This is a genomic window from Glycomyces terrestris, from assembly GCF_003933745.1.
Lineage (GTDB): Bacteria > Actinomycetota > Actinomycetes > Mycobacteriales > Micromonosporaceae > Glycomyces > Glycomyces terrestris.
Genome location: NZ_RSEB01000005.1, coordinates 44,069 through 58,999, shown reverse-complemented (window position 1 = coordinate 58,999; position 14,931 = coordinate 44,069). Strand labels below are relative to the sequence as shown.

At 73.2% G+C, this 14,931-nt stretch carries 17 protein-coding genes; 14 read left to right on the top strand and 3 right to left on the bottom strand.

Annotated features, from left to right (window positions below; translation table 11 throughout):
* Positions 1-244 precede the first annotated feature (244 nt).
* Positions 245-952, top strand: a complete 708-nt coding sequence (locus tag EIW28_RS18070; protein WP_232014039.1) for an endonuclease V — start codon at positions 245-247, stop codon at positions 950-952.
* 71 nt (positions 953-1,023) lie between these two features.
* Positions 1,024-1,476, top strand: coding sequence for a hypothetical protein (locus tag EIW28_RS18065; protein WP_125249127.1), 453 nt, complete (start codon positions 1,024-1,026; stop codon positions 1,474-1,476).
* Here the strand turns inward: EIW28_RS18065 and EIW28_RS18060 are convergent.
* Positions 1,473-2,114 carry an MOSC domain-containing protein gene (locus tag EIW28_RS18060; protein ID WP_125249126.1) on the bottom strand — a complete coding sequence of 214 codons (642 nt, stop codon included), beginning with the start codon at positions 2,112-2,114 and terminating at the stop codon, positions 1,473-1,475. The genes EIW28_RS18065 and EIW28_RS18060 overlap by 4 nt on opposite strands.
* Before the next feature lie 77 nt (positions 2,115-2,191).
* Here EIW28_RS18060 and recO point away from each other — a divergent pair, with 77 nt between their 5' ends.
* Both recO and EIW28_RS18050 read left to right on the top strand, forming a co-directional pair.
* A complete protein-coding gene (gene recO / locus EIW28_RS18055; RefSeq protein WP_197717360.1) occupies positions 2,192-2,932 on the top strand; it encodes a DNA repair protein RecO in 741 nt (246 codons plus the stop codon).
* Positions 2,933-3,170: 238 nt separating this feature from the next.
* On the top strand, positions 3,171-3,959 hold the full coding sequence (locus tag EIW28_RS18050) for an isoprenyl transferase (protein WP_125249124.1): 789 nt from the start codon (positions 3,171-3,173) through the stop codon (positions 3,957-3,959).
* On the opposite strand, the gene EIW28_RS18045 is transcribed toward EIW28_RS18050, so the two are convergent.
* Entirely contained in the window at positions 3,956-4,810 is an 855-nt protein-coding gene (locus tag EIW28_RS18045; RefSeq protein WP_125249123.1) for an ion transporter, read from the bottom strand. The genes EIW28_RS18050 and EIW28_RS18045 overlap by 4 nt on opposite strands.
* Positions 4,811-4,884: 74 nt before the next feature.
* On the opposite strand from EIW28_RS18045, the gene EIW28_RS18040 reads away from it, so the two are divergent.
* The 9 genes from EIW28_RS18040 to EIW28_RS18000 all read left to right on the top strand — a co-directional run bounded on the left by EIW28_RS18040 (position 4,885) and on the right by EIW28_RS18000 (position 11,698).
* Positions 4,885-5,913, top strand: a complete 1,029-nt coding sequence (locus EIW28_RS18040) for a permease (RefSeq protein ID WP_125249487.1) — start codon at positions 4,885-4,887, stop codon at positions 5,911-5,913.
* Positions 5,910-6,617 (top strand): TIGR03943 family putative permease subunit, encoded by a 708-nt coding sequence (locus tag EIW28_RS18035; RefSeq protein WP_125249122.1) that lies wholly within the window; start codon positions 5,910-5,912, stop codon positions 6,615-6,617. Before EIW28_RS18040 ends, EIW28_RS18035 begins: the two co-directional genes overlap by 4 nt.
* Before the next feature lie 155 nt (positions 6,618-6,772).
* Complete coding sequence (locus EIW28_RS18030; protein ID WP_125249121.1) at positions 6,773-7,801, top strand: metal ABC transporter solute-binding protein, Zn/Mn family; 1,029 nt, start codon at positions 6,773-6,775, stop codon at positions 7,799-7,801.
* Positions 7,802-7,816: 15 nt separating this feature from the next.
* Entirely contained in the window at positions 7,817-8,581 is a 765-nt protein-coding gene (locus EIW28_RS18025) for a metal ABC transporter ATP-binding protein (protein WP_125249120.1), read from the top strand.
* 26 nt (positions 8,582-8,607) lie between these two features.
* Positions 8,608-9,462 carry a metal ABC transporter permease gene (locus tag EIW28_RS18020; protein ID WP_125249486.1) on the top strand — a complete coding sequence of 285 codons (855 nt, stop codon included), beginning with the start codon at positions 8,608-8,610 and terminating at the stop codon, positions 9,460-9,462.
* Positions 9,463-9,515: 53 nt separating this feature from the next.
* Positions 9,516-9,830, top strand: a complete 315-nt coding sequence (locus EIW28_RS18015) for an ArsR/SmtB family transcription factor (RefSeq protein ID WP_232014037.1) — start codon at positions 9,516-9,518, stop codon at positions 9,828-9,830.
* A complete protein-coding gene (locus EIW28_RS18010) occupies positions 9,830-10,240 on the top strand; it encodes a Fur family transcriptional regulator (RefSeq protein WP_125249118.1) in 411 nt (136 codons plus the stop codon). Before EIW28_RS18015 ends, EIW28_RS18010 begins: the two co-directional genes overlap by 1 nt.
* 10 nt (positions 10,241-10,250) lie before the next feature.
* A complete protein-coding gene (locus EIW28_RS18005; protein WP_187350629.1) occupies positions 10,251-10,622 on the top strand; it encodes an antibiotic biosynthesis monooxygenase in 372 nt (123 codons plus the stop codon).
* A complete protein-coding gene (locus EIW28_RS18000) occupies positions 10,619-11,698 on the top strand; it encodes a hypothetical protein (RefSeq protein WP_125249117.1) in 1,080 nt (359 codons plus the stop codon). Before EIW28_RS18005 ends, EIW28_RS18000 begins: the two co-directional genes overlap by 4 nt.
* Here the strand turns inward: EIW28_RS18000 and EIW28_RS17995 are convergent.
* Positions 11,695-12,912 (bottom strand): hypothetical protein, encoded by a 1,218-nt coding sequence (locus EIW28_RS17995; RefSeq protein WP_125249116.1) that lies wholly within the window; start codon positions 12,910-12,912, stop codon positions 11,695-11,697. The two genes, EIW28_RS18000 and EIW28_RS17995, sit on opposite strands and share 4 nt — an antisense overlap.
* Positions 12,913-13,073: 161 nt before the next feature.
* Here EIW28_RS17995 and EIW28_RS17990 point away from each other — a divergent pair, with 161 nt between their 5' ends.
* The gene (locus tag EIW28_RS17990; RefSeq protein ID WP_197717358.1) at positions 13,074-14,885 is read left to right on the top strand and encodes an HSP90 family protein; all 1,812 of its coding nucleotides are present in this window, start codon (positions 13,074-13,076) and stop codon (positions 14,883-14,885) included.
* The last annotated feature ends 46 nt before the right edge of the window (positions 14,886-14,931 follow it).

Below are 14,931 nucleotides of genomic sequence, written 5' to 3'. Positions count from 1 at the left end.
TTCCGACTGAACCTTGTCGCCCGTCAGGGTGACATCGGGGCCGCGATGCACCTTTCCGGGTGACATCAGGGCCGCGGGGGCCGCGGATTGTCGGACCCTTCGGCAATGCTGGCCGCTAGATTCCCCTGGGTGGGTGGGGGTTTGGGATGGAAATACGGCCTTCAGCACCCATGCGCGCCGCCGCAGGGACGCGGCCGCCGGGCGCTTCGAACCGGCCGCGCGGGCGCTTCGTTAGGCTTCCGGTGTGAGCGACTCCGAAGCGCCCCCGAACCGCGCCGCCTACGCCCGCCTGCCGCGCGACGAGGCCGAGGCCGTCGCGATGCAGACCGAGCTCGCCGGGTGCGTGGTCGTCGCCGACGACGACCGGCCCGTCGAGACCGTGGCCGGACTCGACATCGCCTACGGCAAGGACTCCGACGAGGCGGTCGCCACCGCCGTCGTGCTGCGCCGCGGCGACCTCGCCGTGCTCGACGAGACCGTCGTGCGCGGGACCTCCGACTTCCCGTACGTGCCCGGGCTCCTCGCATTCCGCGAACTCCCGTTGCTGCTCAAGGCGATCGAAGCGCTCACGGTGACCCCGGACCTGTACGTGTGCGACGGCTACGGGCTCACCCACCCGCGCCGCTTCGGCCTCGCCTGCCACCTCGGGGTGGTGCTCGACGCGCCCGCGATCGGCGTCGCGAAGAACCCCCCGCACCTGCCCGTGGACCCGCCCGGCGCGGCGCGCGGCGCGTGGACGCCCATCGCGGCGGGGGAGGAGACCGTCGGCTGCGCGCTGCGCACCCAGGACGGCGTCAAGCCCGTGTACGTCTCGGTCGGGCACCGGCGCACCCTCGACTCGGCGCGCGACCTCGTCCTCGAACTCGCGCCCCGCTACCGCCTGCCCGAGCCGATCCGCGCCGCGGACCAGTTGGGACGCAAGCGACTCGCCGAGCGCACTGCCGCGGGGTAGGGCCCACCCCACCGCGGACCGGGACGCTCACCGGATCGATCGGAGGGGTCCTGGACCCTAATGTCGAGACCATGCAGAAACCCCATTCAGTCACGAACGCCGCCCTCCTGTGGACCACCGCCGTCGCCGCGGGGGTCGTGGAGGCCGTCTTCGTCGTGAGCGAGATCCGCCAGGAGTCCGGGATCGACGCCGGCACGTGGACGGCCCTCGGCGTGCGCGGTGCGATCTACGTCGGCGTGCTCGTCCTCATCGGGATCTTCGCCTCCGGCCGCCGCTGGGCCCGCTGGGCCCTCGCCGGGCTCCTGTCCGTCGTCGGCCTCGCCTCGCTCGTCGTCGAGCCGGCCCGGCTCCTCATGGACGGCACGCCGTTCCTGGAGGCGTTCGGCGGCGACGGCGAGCTCATGATGGGCGTCTTCGTCGCCCGGATGCTCCACATCGCGGCCGTGCTCGCCGCGACCGCCGTCATGTTCAGCCCCAGCGCGAACGCCTACTTCAGGAAGCCCGCGCTCCAGCCGGCCGCCTAGCGGCCCCGCAGCCAGTCGGCCTCGCCCGGCGCCAGGTCCGGGCAGGACGCGACCTGCTCGACCAGCTCCCGCTCGCCCATGGCGGCGCGGAAGAACATCGCCGCCGTGACCCCGTGGTCGGGCCGGTGCACAACGTCGAGGACGGCACCCGCCTCGACGTGGCCCGGCTCGGCCACCCGCATGTAGGGGCCCGGCCGGGCCTCGCGCGCGAACGTCTTGAGCCAGCCGCGCTCGTCGATCCAGCCGCGGAACGTGCCGCACGGGATGCGCGCCCCGGTCACCTGGAGCACCAGCCCGCCGGGGCCCGCCCAGCGCTCGCCGATGAGGGCCGCGTTCACGTCGTACCCGGCCACGGTCAGGTTCTCGCCGAACGCGCCCGGTCCGAACTCGCGGCCGAGGAGGCGGCCGAAGTGCGCGTAGTCCTCGCTCGCGTAGACGTACACGGCCTGGTCGGTGCCGCCGTGGTGCTCCACGTCGCCGACCCGGTCGCCCGCGAGGCCGACCGAGCCGTCGCCCTTGGGACCGGGGGAGGTCACCTGGACCGGGCCCTCGACGGGCCGCTTGTCGATGTAGGTGGCGGCGAGGCCCTTCCAGGGGTTCTCGCGCGGGCGGCCGACGTTCACCGAGAGGATCTTCACGCCCCGGAGCCTAGCGGCGTATCCCGGACGCCTCAACCGCGTTTGTCGGGGGTTCCGGCTAGGCTTGCGGCGTGGGGGTGAGCACTCGGAAGCTGTTCCGCGACGATGCGGTGGTCCTGCGCACCTTCAAACTCGGCGAGGCCGACGCGATCGTGTCGCTCCTGGGCCGCGGCCGCGGCCGCTACCGCGCCATGGCCAAGGGCCTGCGCCGCACCTCCTCGAAGTTCGGGGCCCGCCTCGCGCCGTTCAGCCACGTCGACCTCCAGCTCATCGAGGGCCGCGCCGAGCTCCACACCGTGACGCAGGCGGTCGGCCTGCACCTCTCCGGGGGCGCGATCAGCGGCGACTGGGCCGCGTACACCGCCGCGTGCGTCATCGCCGAGGCCGCCGAGCGGCTCGTCCCCGAGGACCACCAGCCGGACCTCGACGTCTTCCAGCTGACCCTCGGCGCGTTCCGCGCGCTCGCGGAGACCGAGCTGCCGCCCGTCCTGGTCATGGACTCCTACTTGCTGCGCGGCATGAAGTCGGCCGGGTGGGCGCCCTCGCTGGAGCAGTGCGCGGTGTGCGGGGCCGACGGCCGGCACCGCGCCTTCGCCGTCGCCGCCGGCGGCGCCGTGTGCGGCGACTGCCGCCCCGGCGGCGCCACGGTCCCCGCGGTCGCCTCGCTCGATCTGATGCGCGCCTTGGAGTCCGGCGACTGGGCCAACGCCACCGCCGCCGACCCCCGCCAGCGCAGCGAGGCCGCCGGCCTCATCGCGGCGCACTTCCAATGGCACTCCGAGCGTCCACTGAGGACGCTCAAGTACGTGCCGCACTAGGCGCGGCCTCGCGGAACGCGAAGATCACGCCGATTCGCAGCCGCCCCCGGCTTCGATAGTGCCCGCCGGGTCCGACACCGCGGTGGGCAGACCGGGGGCGGTTGTGAACGCGCATCGGGCTCACCTTTCGGTCGGGCTTTCGGGCGACGGTGCCGCGAGGGCGGGGCGCGCCCGGACTACGATCGAGGCCGCCCGCCGGCCGCTCCCCGCCGCGGGCCTCGCCCGAGTTGGAGGTCCAGTGAGCCGCACGTACGAGCCGCCGAAGCCGCACCCGTCCGGTGCGGTGCCGCCCGAGCTGCCGCGCGACCTCGTGCCGCGGCACGTCGCGCTCGTCATGGACGGCAACGGCCGCTGGGCCAAGGAGCGCGGCCTCAAGCGCACCGAGGGCCACACCATGGGCGAGGCCTCGCTCTTCGACACCATCGAGGGCGCGATCGAGATGGGCATCGGCACGCTCTCGGCGTACGCGTTCTCGACCGAGAACTGGCGGCGCAGCCCCGACGAGGTCCGCTGGCTCATGGGCTTCAACCGCGACGTCATCCACCGCCGCCGCGACGAGCTCCACGCCATGGGCGTGCGCATCCGCTGGGCCGGGCGCCGCCCGAAGCTGTGGAAGAGCGTCATCAAGGAGCTCGAGGTCGCCGAGGAGATGTCGAAGCACAACGACAAGATCACGCTCCAGTTCTGCGTGAACTACGGCGGTCGCGCCGAGATCGCCGACGCCGCCGCGGCCCTCGCCCGCGACGTCAAGGCCGGGCGCCTCAACCCCGAGCGGATCACCGAGAAGACCTTCGCCCGGTACCTCTACAACCCCGACCTGCCCGACGTCGACCTGTTCCTGCGCCCCTCCGGCGAGCAGCGCACCTCGAACTTCCTGCCCTGGCAGTCCGCGTACGCCGAGATGGTCTACCTCGACGTCCTCTGGCCCGACTTCGACCGCCGCCACCTCTGGCACGCCTGCGAGCTCTACGCCCGCCGGGATCGCCGCTTCGGCGGAGCCGAGCCCAACCCGGTCGCCGCGCCCTAGCGGAACGGCGTGTACTCGCGGCCGCGCTCCTGGTCCGCGGCGATCTTGTCGACCGCGGTCTGGAGCTTGTCGATCCGCTCGAGCAGCAGCGCCGTGTCCGCGTGGATCTGGCCGTCCTCGTCGTCGATCTTCTGCGCCTCCTCCATCGAGGCCAGCACGACGCCGATCATGATGTTCACCAGGATGAACGCCCCGAACAGGATGAACACGATGTAGTACGGCAGCGTCCACATGTTGTGCCGCATGCTGTCGCGCATGACGTTGCCCATGTCGTCGAACGCGACCAGCTGGAACAGGTTCAGCAGCGCCTTCCCGACCGACCCGAAGTGCTCCTCGTCGGAGTCGCTGAACGCGATCCACCCGATCATCGCCCACAGGTACATGACCATGCCCGTCAGCGCCATCACCCCGGCCGACTTCGGCAGCGCCTTCCCGGCCGCGACCAGGATCAGCCGCAGCGACGGCAGCGACCGGAAGATCCGCACGATCCGCGCCAGCCGCAGCATCCGCAGGATCGTCACGTTCTCCCGCAGGCCCGGCATGAACGAGGCCACCACGATCACGAAGTCGAAGACGTTCCAGCCGTTCCCGAAGTACCGCCACGGCCGCCGCCCGAACGACAGGATGCCCGCGACCACCTCGAACGTGAAGAACACCAGGCACACGTAGTCCACCCAGTGCAGGAAGTCCCCGGCGACCGCCACCGCCCGCTCGAACGTCATCGCGCCCAGGGCCGCCCCGTTCACCAGGATGACCGACATCGACAGCACCTGGAACCGCCGGTGGGCCAGCAGGGCACGGCACGCGGCGGGGATACGGCTGGGGTCGGTACCTAGGCTGGGGACTCGCACCGCACAAGCGTAATAAGTGCGAACACGCTTCAACCCCGGAGGTGAGCGGGCCGGTGACCGATCCGGCAGCGCCCATGCCGCACAATGGGGCCGTGAGCGCCGACCTCGCCGACGACACCGGCACCCCCGCCCCCGCGGCCCCGCCCCGGGCCCGCCGCCGCGGGCTCACCTCCATCGAGGCGCTCGCCCTCCTCCTCGTCTTCGGCCTCACCGCCCGGCCCGGCCTCACCGACCTCTTCGCCGCCCCCGTCGCCCAGGCCTGGTCCGCCCGGTTCGTCGCCGTCTGCGTGCAGGCGTTCCCCTTCCTCGTCCTCGGCGTCGCCCTCTCCGCCGCCATCAGCGCCTTCGTGCCCGCCGACTTCTTCCACAAGGCCGTCCCCAAGCGCACCGCGCTCGCCGTGCCCGTCGCCGGCGTCGCCGGCGCGGTCCTGCCCGCGTGCGAATGCGCGTCCGTGCCCGTCGCCGGCGCGCTCGTCCGCCGCGGCGTCGCCCCCGCCGCCGCGTTCACGTTCATGCTCGCCTCCCCGGCGATCAACCCGATCGTCGTCGTCTCCACGTTCGTGGCCTTCCCCGGGAACCCCGAGATGGTCGCCGCCCGGGTCAGCGCCTCCCTCCTCGCCGCCGTCACCATCGGCTGGCTGTGGGCCAAACTCGGGAAGACCGAATGGCTCCGGCTTCCGCAGCACCGCCACCACGAGGACGGCAGGTGGGCCGCATTCTGGGACGCGATCCGCCACGACTTCCTCCACGCCGGCGGCTACCTCGTCATCGGCGCCGCGATCGCCGCGAGCCTGAACACGCTCGTGCCCGAGACCTGGCTCGCGCCGATCGCCGACGACCCGGTCCTCGGCGTGCTCGCGCTGGCGGTCCTGGCCGTGCTCGTGTCGATCTGCTCGGAGTCCGACGCGTTCGTGGCCGCGTCCCTGACGCAGTTCTCGCCGACGGCGAAGCTCGCGTTCATGGTCGTCGGCCCGTTCATCGACGTGAAGCTCGCGGCCATGCAGGCCGGGACCTTCGGCCGCCGGTTCGCGGCGCGGTTCGCGCCGGCGGCGTTCATCGCGGCGGTCGCCGCCGCCGTGCTGATGGGAGCGGTCTGGCTGTGAGACGCGACGCGCAGGCGGTCGTCCTGCTCCTGGTCGGCGGCGGCATGCTGCGCCTGGCCTGGACCGGCGACTACCTCGACTACGTGAAGCCCTACGCGTTCTGGCTCATCGTCCCGGCCGGGATCCTCCTGGTCGCCGTCGCCGCGATCACCGGCGTGCAGGCCTGGCGCGGCAGCCGCGAGACCGACGACGGCCACGGCCACGGCGAGCCGAAGGTGGCGTGGCTGCTGCTCGCGCCCGTCGTCGGCATGCTCCTGGTCGCGCCCGACGCGCTCGGCTCGTACGAGGCCGAGCGCACCGGCACCGTGCTCGGCGCCGAGGAGTCCCGGTCGAGCTACCCCGAGCTGCCCGACGACGTCGACCCGGTGCCGCTCACGCTTCTCGACTACGCTGCGCGCGCGATCTTCGACGAGGGCCAGACTCTGGAGGGCCACCGGATCCAGCTGCGCGGGTTCATCCTCTACGACGGCGACGAGCCGCAACTCGCGCGCATGGTCGTCTCCTGCTGCGCGGCCGACGCGCGCCCGGTCAAGATCGGCTTCGACGGCGAGGTGCCCGCCGACCTGGAGCCCGACCAGTGGGTCGAGGTCGTCGGCGAATACTCCCCGCGCCAGGGCCGCGACGAGATCAACGGCGAGCTCGTGCCCTACATCGAGGTCGAGTCGATCACCGCGATCGAGGCCCCCGACAACGAATACCAGTAGGCGCGGCTGCACCCGGATCGCGTGATGCCCGTCATGCGGGGCGCGCCTGCCGGAGCGGGAACGGCGGCGTTCCCGCTGCTCGCCGCCCGGTCGGCGCGCCGCGCGGCTCATATTAGGTGTTGACAATGATTGTCATGACGGAGCAAGGTTCATTCATGCGCCGATCCAGCTTGCTCATCATGCCCATCGCCGGCCTCGCCGCCGCCGGCACCCTCGCCGCGTGCGGCGGCGCGGGCGGCTCCGGCGACGACGGCGCGATCGACGTCGTCGCCGCGTTCTACCCCCTCGCCTACGCCGCCGAGCAGGTCGGCGGCGACGACGTGAACGTCACCAACCTCACCCCCGCCGGCCAGGAGCCCCACGACCTCGAGCTCGCCCCCTCCGACATCGCCGCGATCGAGGAGGCCGACTACGTCGTCTACCTCAAGGGCTTCATCCCCGAGCTCGACGCCGCCGTCGAGGAGTACGCCGCCGACAAGTCCCTCGACGTGAGCACCGCCGTCGACACCATCGGCTACGACTCCACCCAGGTCTTCGAGGACGACCACGCCGACGAGCACGCCGAGGACGAGCACGCCGAAGAGGACCACTCCGAGGAGCCCGCCTCCGGCACCGAAGAGGAGGGCGAGGAGCACGGGCACGACGAGGAGCTCGAAGGCACCGACCCCCACATCTGGCTCGACCCGACCCGCTACGCCCAGATCGGCGCCGCCATCGCCGACGGCCTCGCCGGCCTCGACGACGCGAACGCCGACCGGTACGCCACGGCCGCGGACGAGTTCACCGCGAACCTCACCGAACTCGACGCCGAGTTCACCGACGGCCTCGCGAACCGCACCAGCGACGCCATCGTCACCTCCCACGCCGCCTTCGGCTACCTCGCCGACCGCTACGGCCTCACCCAGGTCGCCATCTCCGGCCTCAGCCCCGACCAGGAGCCCGACACCCAGCGCATGGCCGAGGTCGCCCACTACGTGGAGGAGAACGGCGTCACCACGATCTTCTTCGAGACCCTCGTGTCGCCCGACATCGCCGAGACCCTCGCCGCCGAGTCCGGCGCGCAGACCGCCGTCCTCAACCCGCTCGAAGGGCTCACCGACGAGCAGACCGACGCCGGCGACGACTACTTCACTGTGATGCGCGAGAACCTGGCCGCGTTGCAGACCGCCCTGGGCGCGGCGTAAGGCAGCATTACACGAATGCCCGTCCTCAACGTCCGCGGCGCGACCGTCTCCTACGGCGGTCGCGCCGTCGTCCGCGGCGCCGACCTCGCCGTCGCCCCCGGGGAGGCAGTGGCCCTCATGGGCGCCAACGGCTCCGGGAAGTCCACGCTCATCAAGGCCGTCGCCGGCCTCGTCCCGCTCGCCGGCGGCTCCATCGAGCTGTTCGGCACGCCGCAGCGGCGCTTCCGCGACTGGAAGCGCGTCGGCTACGTCCCCCAGCGCACCGGCGCCGCCTCCGGCGTCCCCTCCACCGCCGCCGAAGTCGTCTCCCAGGGCCGCCTCTCCCACCGCCTCCTCGGCACGCCGCCGCGCCGCGCCGACCGCGACGCCGTCGCCCGCAGCCTCGCCGAGGTCGGCCTCGCCGACCACGCCCGCTGCTCGGTCGACACGCTCTCCGGCGGCCAGCAGCAGCGCGTCCTCATCGCCCGCGCCCTCGCCACCGACCCCGACCTGCTCATCATGGACGAGCCCACCGTCGGCGTCGACGCCGAGACGCAGGCCGCGCTCGCCGCCGTCATCGCGGACCGCATCGACGCCGGCTGCGCCGTCCTCCTCGTCACCCACGAGCTCGGCCCGCTCACCGACCGCCTCGACCGCGCCGTCGTCCTCGCCGACGGGAAGGTCGTCCACGACGGCGCCCCGCCGCGCCCCGTCGGCGAGCACGCCGACCCCGCCCACCAGCACGCGCACCCGCATGCCAACGGCCACAGCGACTCCGACGACCTCTGGGGTGGCAAGTGATCCTCGAGTACTTCCAGTACGAGTTCATGCAGCGCGCCCTGCTCAGCGCGCTCGTCGTCGGCCTGTGCGCGCCCACCGTCGGCGTGTTCCTCGTCCAGAAGCGCCTCGCGCTCATCGGCGACGGCCTCGGCCACGTCGCCCTCACCGGCGTCGCCGTCGGCTTCCTCACCGGCGCCGCCCCCGTGTGGACGACGCTCGCGGTCACCGTCGCCGCCGCCGTCGTCATGGAGCTGCTGCGCAGCAAGTCCAAGACCTCCGGCGACGTCGCCCTCGCCATGCTCTTCTACGGCGGCCTCGCCGGCGGCGTCTACCTCACCGGCATCGCCTCCGACAAGGGCGTCGCCAACCTCCAGCAGTACCTGTTCGGCTCGCTCCTGACCGCCGGCTGGTCCGAGGTGTGGACGATCGTGGTCGGCGGCGCCGCCGTCGCCGCGCTCATGCTCGTCCTGCGGCCCTGGCTCACCGCGATCTGCGCCGACGAGCAGTACGCGCGCGTCTCCGGGCTCCCCGTCGCCGCCCTCAACCTGCTCCTGCTCGTCACCACCGCCGTCACCGTCTCGGTGTCGATGCGCGCCGTCGGCATCCTCCTCGTCTCCGCGCTCCTGGTGATCCCGGTCGTCACCGTCCAGCAGTTCACGCGCTCGTTCAAGGCCACCATGTTCGCGGCGATGGCCGCCGGGTTCCTCATCTCGGGCGCCGGCGTCCTCACCTCCGCGGTCCAAGACGTCCCGCCCGGCGCCACGATCGTGCTCATCGGCGTCGCCGTGTTCGTCGCCACCGCCGTGATCGCGGCCCTCACCAGGCGCGTCCGCCAGACCCGCCGCGGCCACCTGCCGCCCGAAGGCGAGCCGCTCGAAGTCGAGCTGCCCGCGAAAGCATGACGGCTCGGACACCTGGGACCTCGGCCGAGGGCGCGACGCGATATTTTTGCGGAGTGCGGACCGAAGCCGAGCCAACCGAGGCCACGCCAGCCGACTACGAGTCGGCCGGCGAGCTGCTGCGCGCGCTCGCCGCGCCGCTGCGCATCGCGATCGTGATGGAGCTGGCCGCCGGCCCGAAGTACGTGCACCAGATCGTCGAGACGCTCGGCGTCACGCAGCCGCTGGTCTCCCAGCACCTGCGGGTCCTGCGCGGCGCGGGCATCGTCCGCGGCACCAGGTCGGGCCGCGAGATCTCGTACTCGCTCATCGACGACCACATCGCGCACATCGTCACCGACGCCGTCCACCACGCCCGGGAGGAGCACTGATGCCGACGAAGCCCCCGGCCGAGAACATGGCCCGGTCCACCAAGCAGCGGACCGCGATCCTCGAACTGCTCGAGCACGACGACGCGTTCCGCAGCGCCCAGGACCTGCACGCGATCCTGCGCGACGCCGGTTCCAAGATCGGCCTGACCACCGTCTACCGCACGCTCCAGGCCTTCGCCGAGGCCGACATCGTCGACGTGATGCGCCTGCCCGGCGGCGACCACCTCTACCGGCTCTGCGCCGCCGAGGAGCACCACCACCACCTGGTCTGCCGCTCCTGCGGCAAGACCGCCGAGGTCGCCGGGCCCACCGTCGAGCGCTGGGCCAACAAGGTCGCGGCCGAGCACGGCTTCACCGACGTCGGACACACGCTCGAACTCCACGGCCTGTGCGCCGACTGCTCCAAGTAGGCTGGGCGACGTGCTGGTTGTATATCGTTTCGCCGTAACCGAAGGCGAGACGGAGCGCTTCGCGCGCGACGCCGAGGACGCCCTCGCCGCGCTCGCCTCCTGCGGCGGCTACGTCCGCGGCTCCCTGGGGCGCGCGCTCGACGACTTCGACGCCGACGGCGCCGTCTGGATGCTCGCGACCGAGTGGGACGACGTCGGCTCCTACCGCCGCGCGCTCTCGAACTTCCAGGTCAAGATGGCCACCCCGCTCCTGTCGCGGGCGCTCCCCGAAGCCTCCGGTTTCGAGGTGCTCGCCGAGTGCGAGCCGGGCGGGACGCCGCGCCGCACCGGCTCCGACCGCGAAGCCGACCCCGACTCGGCCCGCCGGGAGGCCGCCCGATGACCGACCGCGACGCCGCGCACCCCGAGACCGCGCAGCCCGACCTCGTGCAGTCCGAATCCACGCAGTCCGACGCCACGCAGTCCGACGCCACGCAGCCTGACGCCGCGCAGTCCGAATCCGCGCGGCCTGACCCCGCGACCCCCGACTCCGCTCCCGCGCATCCCGAGGCCGCGAACTTCGCTCCCGCGAGCACCGAAGCCGCGAACTCCGCTCCCGCGCATCCCGAGGCCGCGACCGGCCGGGCGCACGCGCCCGTGCAGGAGCCGGTCCCCGAGCCGGTGACGCAGCCCGAGCCCGTCGAGCGCCTCGACCCGCCGCTCGAGCCGATCCCCGACTTCACCACCGCCCCCGAACCCGAGGCCCCGGCGCAGCACGCGCCCGGCCCGATCGAGGTCGAGCCGCACACCGCCGTCGAGGCCGTCGCCGAACCGGCCGCCCCCGCGCAGATCGCGCCCGAGCCCGGCGCCGCCCCGATCCCGCTCGAACCCGAGCCGTCCGTCCCGGACCCGTCCCCCGAGACCGCCGCGCCCGTGGCCCTCGACCCCGGCACCGCCGACACGCTCGCGCTGCCGCCGACCACGCAGGCCGTCGAGCCGCCCGCCGTCTCCTCCGCACCGCCGCCCCCGACCGGCGTCCCGGTCCCGTTCGCGGCCCCGCCCACCGGCTTCGGCTCGCGCTTCGGCCTCAAGCTCGGCCTCGGCATCGGCGGCGGGGTCGTCCTCGTCCTGGCCGTGGTCATCGCGGTCGTCGTCGCGTTCGTGACCTTCGCGAACTCGATCACCGAGGAAGTCCAGGACACCGCCGCCCAGTTCGTGGGCGAACTCGCCGACGAGGACTGGGACGGCGCGTACGCGATGCTCTGCGAGGACATGCGCGACCGCCCCGCCGAGGACTACATCGCCGAGTGGCAGTCCTGGGAACCCGACAGCGCCGAGGTCCAGCCGCTCGCGTTCGACGACGTCGACGTCAGGGTCCGCCTCGCCGACGGCTCCGAGATCGCGCTCGTGGTCCAGGTCGACCAGACCGCCGAGACCCTGGGCACCAGCATCTGCGGCTGGTACGACGTCACCGACTAGCCCTGCCCGAACGGTGGCGGCGCCTGCCCCGGCGCGGGCTGCTGCCCCGGCCCGGACGGCCCCGGCGCCTGCACCACCACGACCAAGGGTCCCGCCTGCCGCCGCGGCGTCCATGCCCGCACGCCCGGCCCCAGCAGCAGGACCAGCGCGAGCAGCGCCAGCGCGGCCCGCCCGACCGGCCAGGCGTACGCGGGCGCGACCGGGTGCACCTGGCCCGGAGGCACCGTGAAGTCGTAGAAGCCGCCGGCGTGGTCGACCGCGGTGCCGGCGAGGACCGTCAGGTACACGGCCAGCGCGAGCGCGGCCCAGACGATCCCGAGGACCCGGCCGCCGAACCGCCCCTTGAACAGCAGCGGGGCGGCGACGGCGGCACAGGCGAACACGGTGAGGTCGCCGAGCAGGTGGACCCACGGGGGAGTGGCGCCGCCGATCGGCCGCCCGCCCAGGACCGCCGCCTCGTGCGCGGCCAGGTCCGGTATCGGGCGCAGCAGGTTGAAGACGCCCCAGGCGCCGAGGGCCCCGAGCAGCACGATCGCGGCCGCGGCCAGGGCGACCGCCCGCGGCCGCCGCTCGGGCCGCTGCGGGCCTTCGGTGGCGGCCGGGGCGAAGCCCGCCGCGGAGGGGCCGCCAATGGCAGCGCCTCCTGCGGCGATGCCGCCTGTGTCGACGAAGCCCGCTGCGGCGGGACTCCCCGTGGCAGCGCCTCCGATGCCGCCCGCTTGGCCGAAGCCGCCCGTCCCGACCGCGCCGACCGCCGTGCCCGCGACCTGCACTTCGCCTCTCCATATGCGGTGCATGAGGATCCACCGCCGCGTTGAGGCCGAGCACAGGAGTCCGAGCAGCGTGCCGTGCAGCCCGGCCGCGACCAGGCCCGCGGCGAGCGCGGCCCAGCCCGTCTCGATGAACGCGGCGCCGATGACGATGGCGGCGGCGCTGAAGGCGAGGCCGATGATCGCGCCCACCAGGGACCACACCCACGCCCAGTGCCTGCCGCGCGGCACGTGGACGCCGCACACGAGGGCCTGGACCGTCGCGTGCGCGCCCCAGAGGAGGCCGAGGACGCCGAACGCGGTCGGGTACCGCACCAGGACGACGACCGTCGAGAGGTCGCCGATCCCGGCGAGCGCGGCCAGGACCCACAGCAGGACCTGGACGCCGGTGATGCTGGCGGGCTTGGGCATCGCGGCCGGGAGGAGCGGGGGCTGGAGGCTCATCGGGCGGAATCCTCGCCTTCGGGGTGCTCGGTAGCGGCCACCCTACCGGACGCGGCCGCCCGTCCGCGTCCCCTCGGAGCGGGCTTTTCACGCGTTCCGGGGAAGCGGCGGTTTGCTAGTCTGACTGACGCTGAACGACTCCGATCAGAGCAGGACGCGCCGTGTCTGAGACAACGCCCACTTCCCATACGTTCCAAGTGGACCTGCGCGGACTGGTGGACCTGCTGTCCCACCACCTGTACTCCTCGCCGAAGGTGTACGTGCGCGAGCTGCTCCAGAACGCCGTCGACGCGATCACCGCGCGCCGCCAGCTCGACCCCGGGTTCGACGCCGCCGCCGCGCAGGTGCGCATCAGCACCGACGGCAGGCGGCTGCGGATCACCGATCCCGGTGTGGGCCTGACGGTCGCGGAGGTCCACAAGCTCCTCGCCACCATCGGCGGATCGTCCAAAAGGGATGAGGAGATCGAGGGCGCCCGCCGGGACTTCCTGGGGCAGTTCGGCATTGGCCTCCTCGCCTGCTTCACCGTCGCCTCCGTCATCACCGTGACCTCGCGCTCCGCGAAGGACCCGGGCGCGCCCGCGGTCCGCTGGTCCGCGCGCGACGACGGCTCCTACACCGTCACCGAGGCCCCCGCCGCCGAGCACCCCGAGCCGGGCACCACCGTCGAGCTCGCGGCCCGCCCCGGCGAGGACTGGCTCCAGCCCGAGCGCGTCGTCCAGCTCGCCCGCGAGTACGGCTCCCTGCTGCCGGTGGACATCACGGTCGAGGGCGGCGAGGCTCCGGTCCGCGTCACGGACACGCCGCCGCTGTGGGAACGCGAGCACCCCAACCCGACCGCGCGCCGCCTCGCCCTGAACCGCTACTGCGAGACCGTGATGGGCTTCCCGCCCCTCGACGTCATCGACCTCGACGTGCCGCTCTCGGGCCTCAAGGGCGTCGCGTTCGTCCTCCCGCACGCCGCCTCCCCTTCGGCGCGCCCCGCGCACCGCGTGCACCTCAAGCGGATGCTGCTCACCGAGACCGCCGACAACCTCGTGCCCGAGTGGGCGTTCTTCGTCCGCTGCGTCGTCGACACGGACTCCCTGCGGCCCACCGCGTCCCGCGAATCCCTCTACGACGACGAGGCCCTCGCCGTCGCCCGGGACGCGATCGGCGCGCAGATCCGCGAGTGGATCTCCCGCCTCGCCGCCGAGGACCCGGCCCGCCTGGAGGCGTTCCTCGCCGTCCACGAGCTCGGCGTCAAGGCCCTCGCCCGCCACGACCAGGAGCTCCTCGCCGCGATGCTCCCGTGGCTGCGCTTCGAGACCACCGCCGGGCGCACCAGCCTCCCCGAGTTCGCCCGCGCCTACCAGCCGGTGTACCTCGCCGCGACCGTCGACGAGTACCGGCAGGTCGCCCAGATCGCCGCCGCCCAGGGCATCGGCGTCGTCAACGGCGGCTACACGTACGACGCCGAGCTCGTCCAGGCCCTGCCGCGCCTCGACCCCGGCGTGAAGGTCGAGCAGCTCCAGCCCGGCGTCATCTCCGCCAGCCTCGACCCGGTCGACACCCGCACCGAGCTCGCCCTCCAGTCCTTCCTCGCGGCCGCCCGCGCCCGCCTCGACGCGGTCGACGTCGACGTCGTCGTCCGCGAGTTCAACCCCGTGTCGGTGCCCGCGCTCCTCCTCGACGACCGCGAGGCCCGCCGCGAACGCCAGCGCGCCGAAGCCGAGGCGCAGGCCGACGACCTGTGGGGCGGCATCCTCGCGTCCATCAAGCAGCACGCGCCGCGCGCGCAACTGGTCCTCAACCACCGCAACCCGACCGTGCGCCGCATCGGCGCGATCGCCGACCCGGAGCTGGCCGGCACCGCCGTCGAGTCGCTGTACGGCCAGGCGCTGCTCATGAGCCACCGGCCCCTGCGCAGCGCCGACACCGCGCTGCTCAACCGCTCTTTCATGAACCTGCTGGAACGCGTTACAAAGGAATAGCGCCCGCACCAGCACCCCCTCGACACCGCTGAGAGAGACCGAGGAC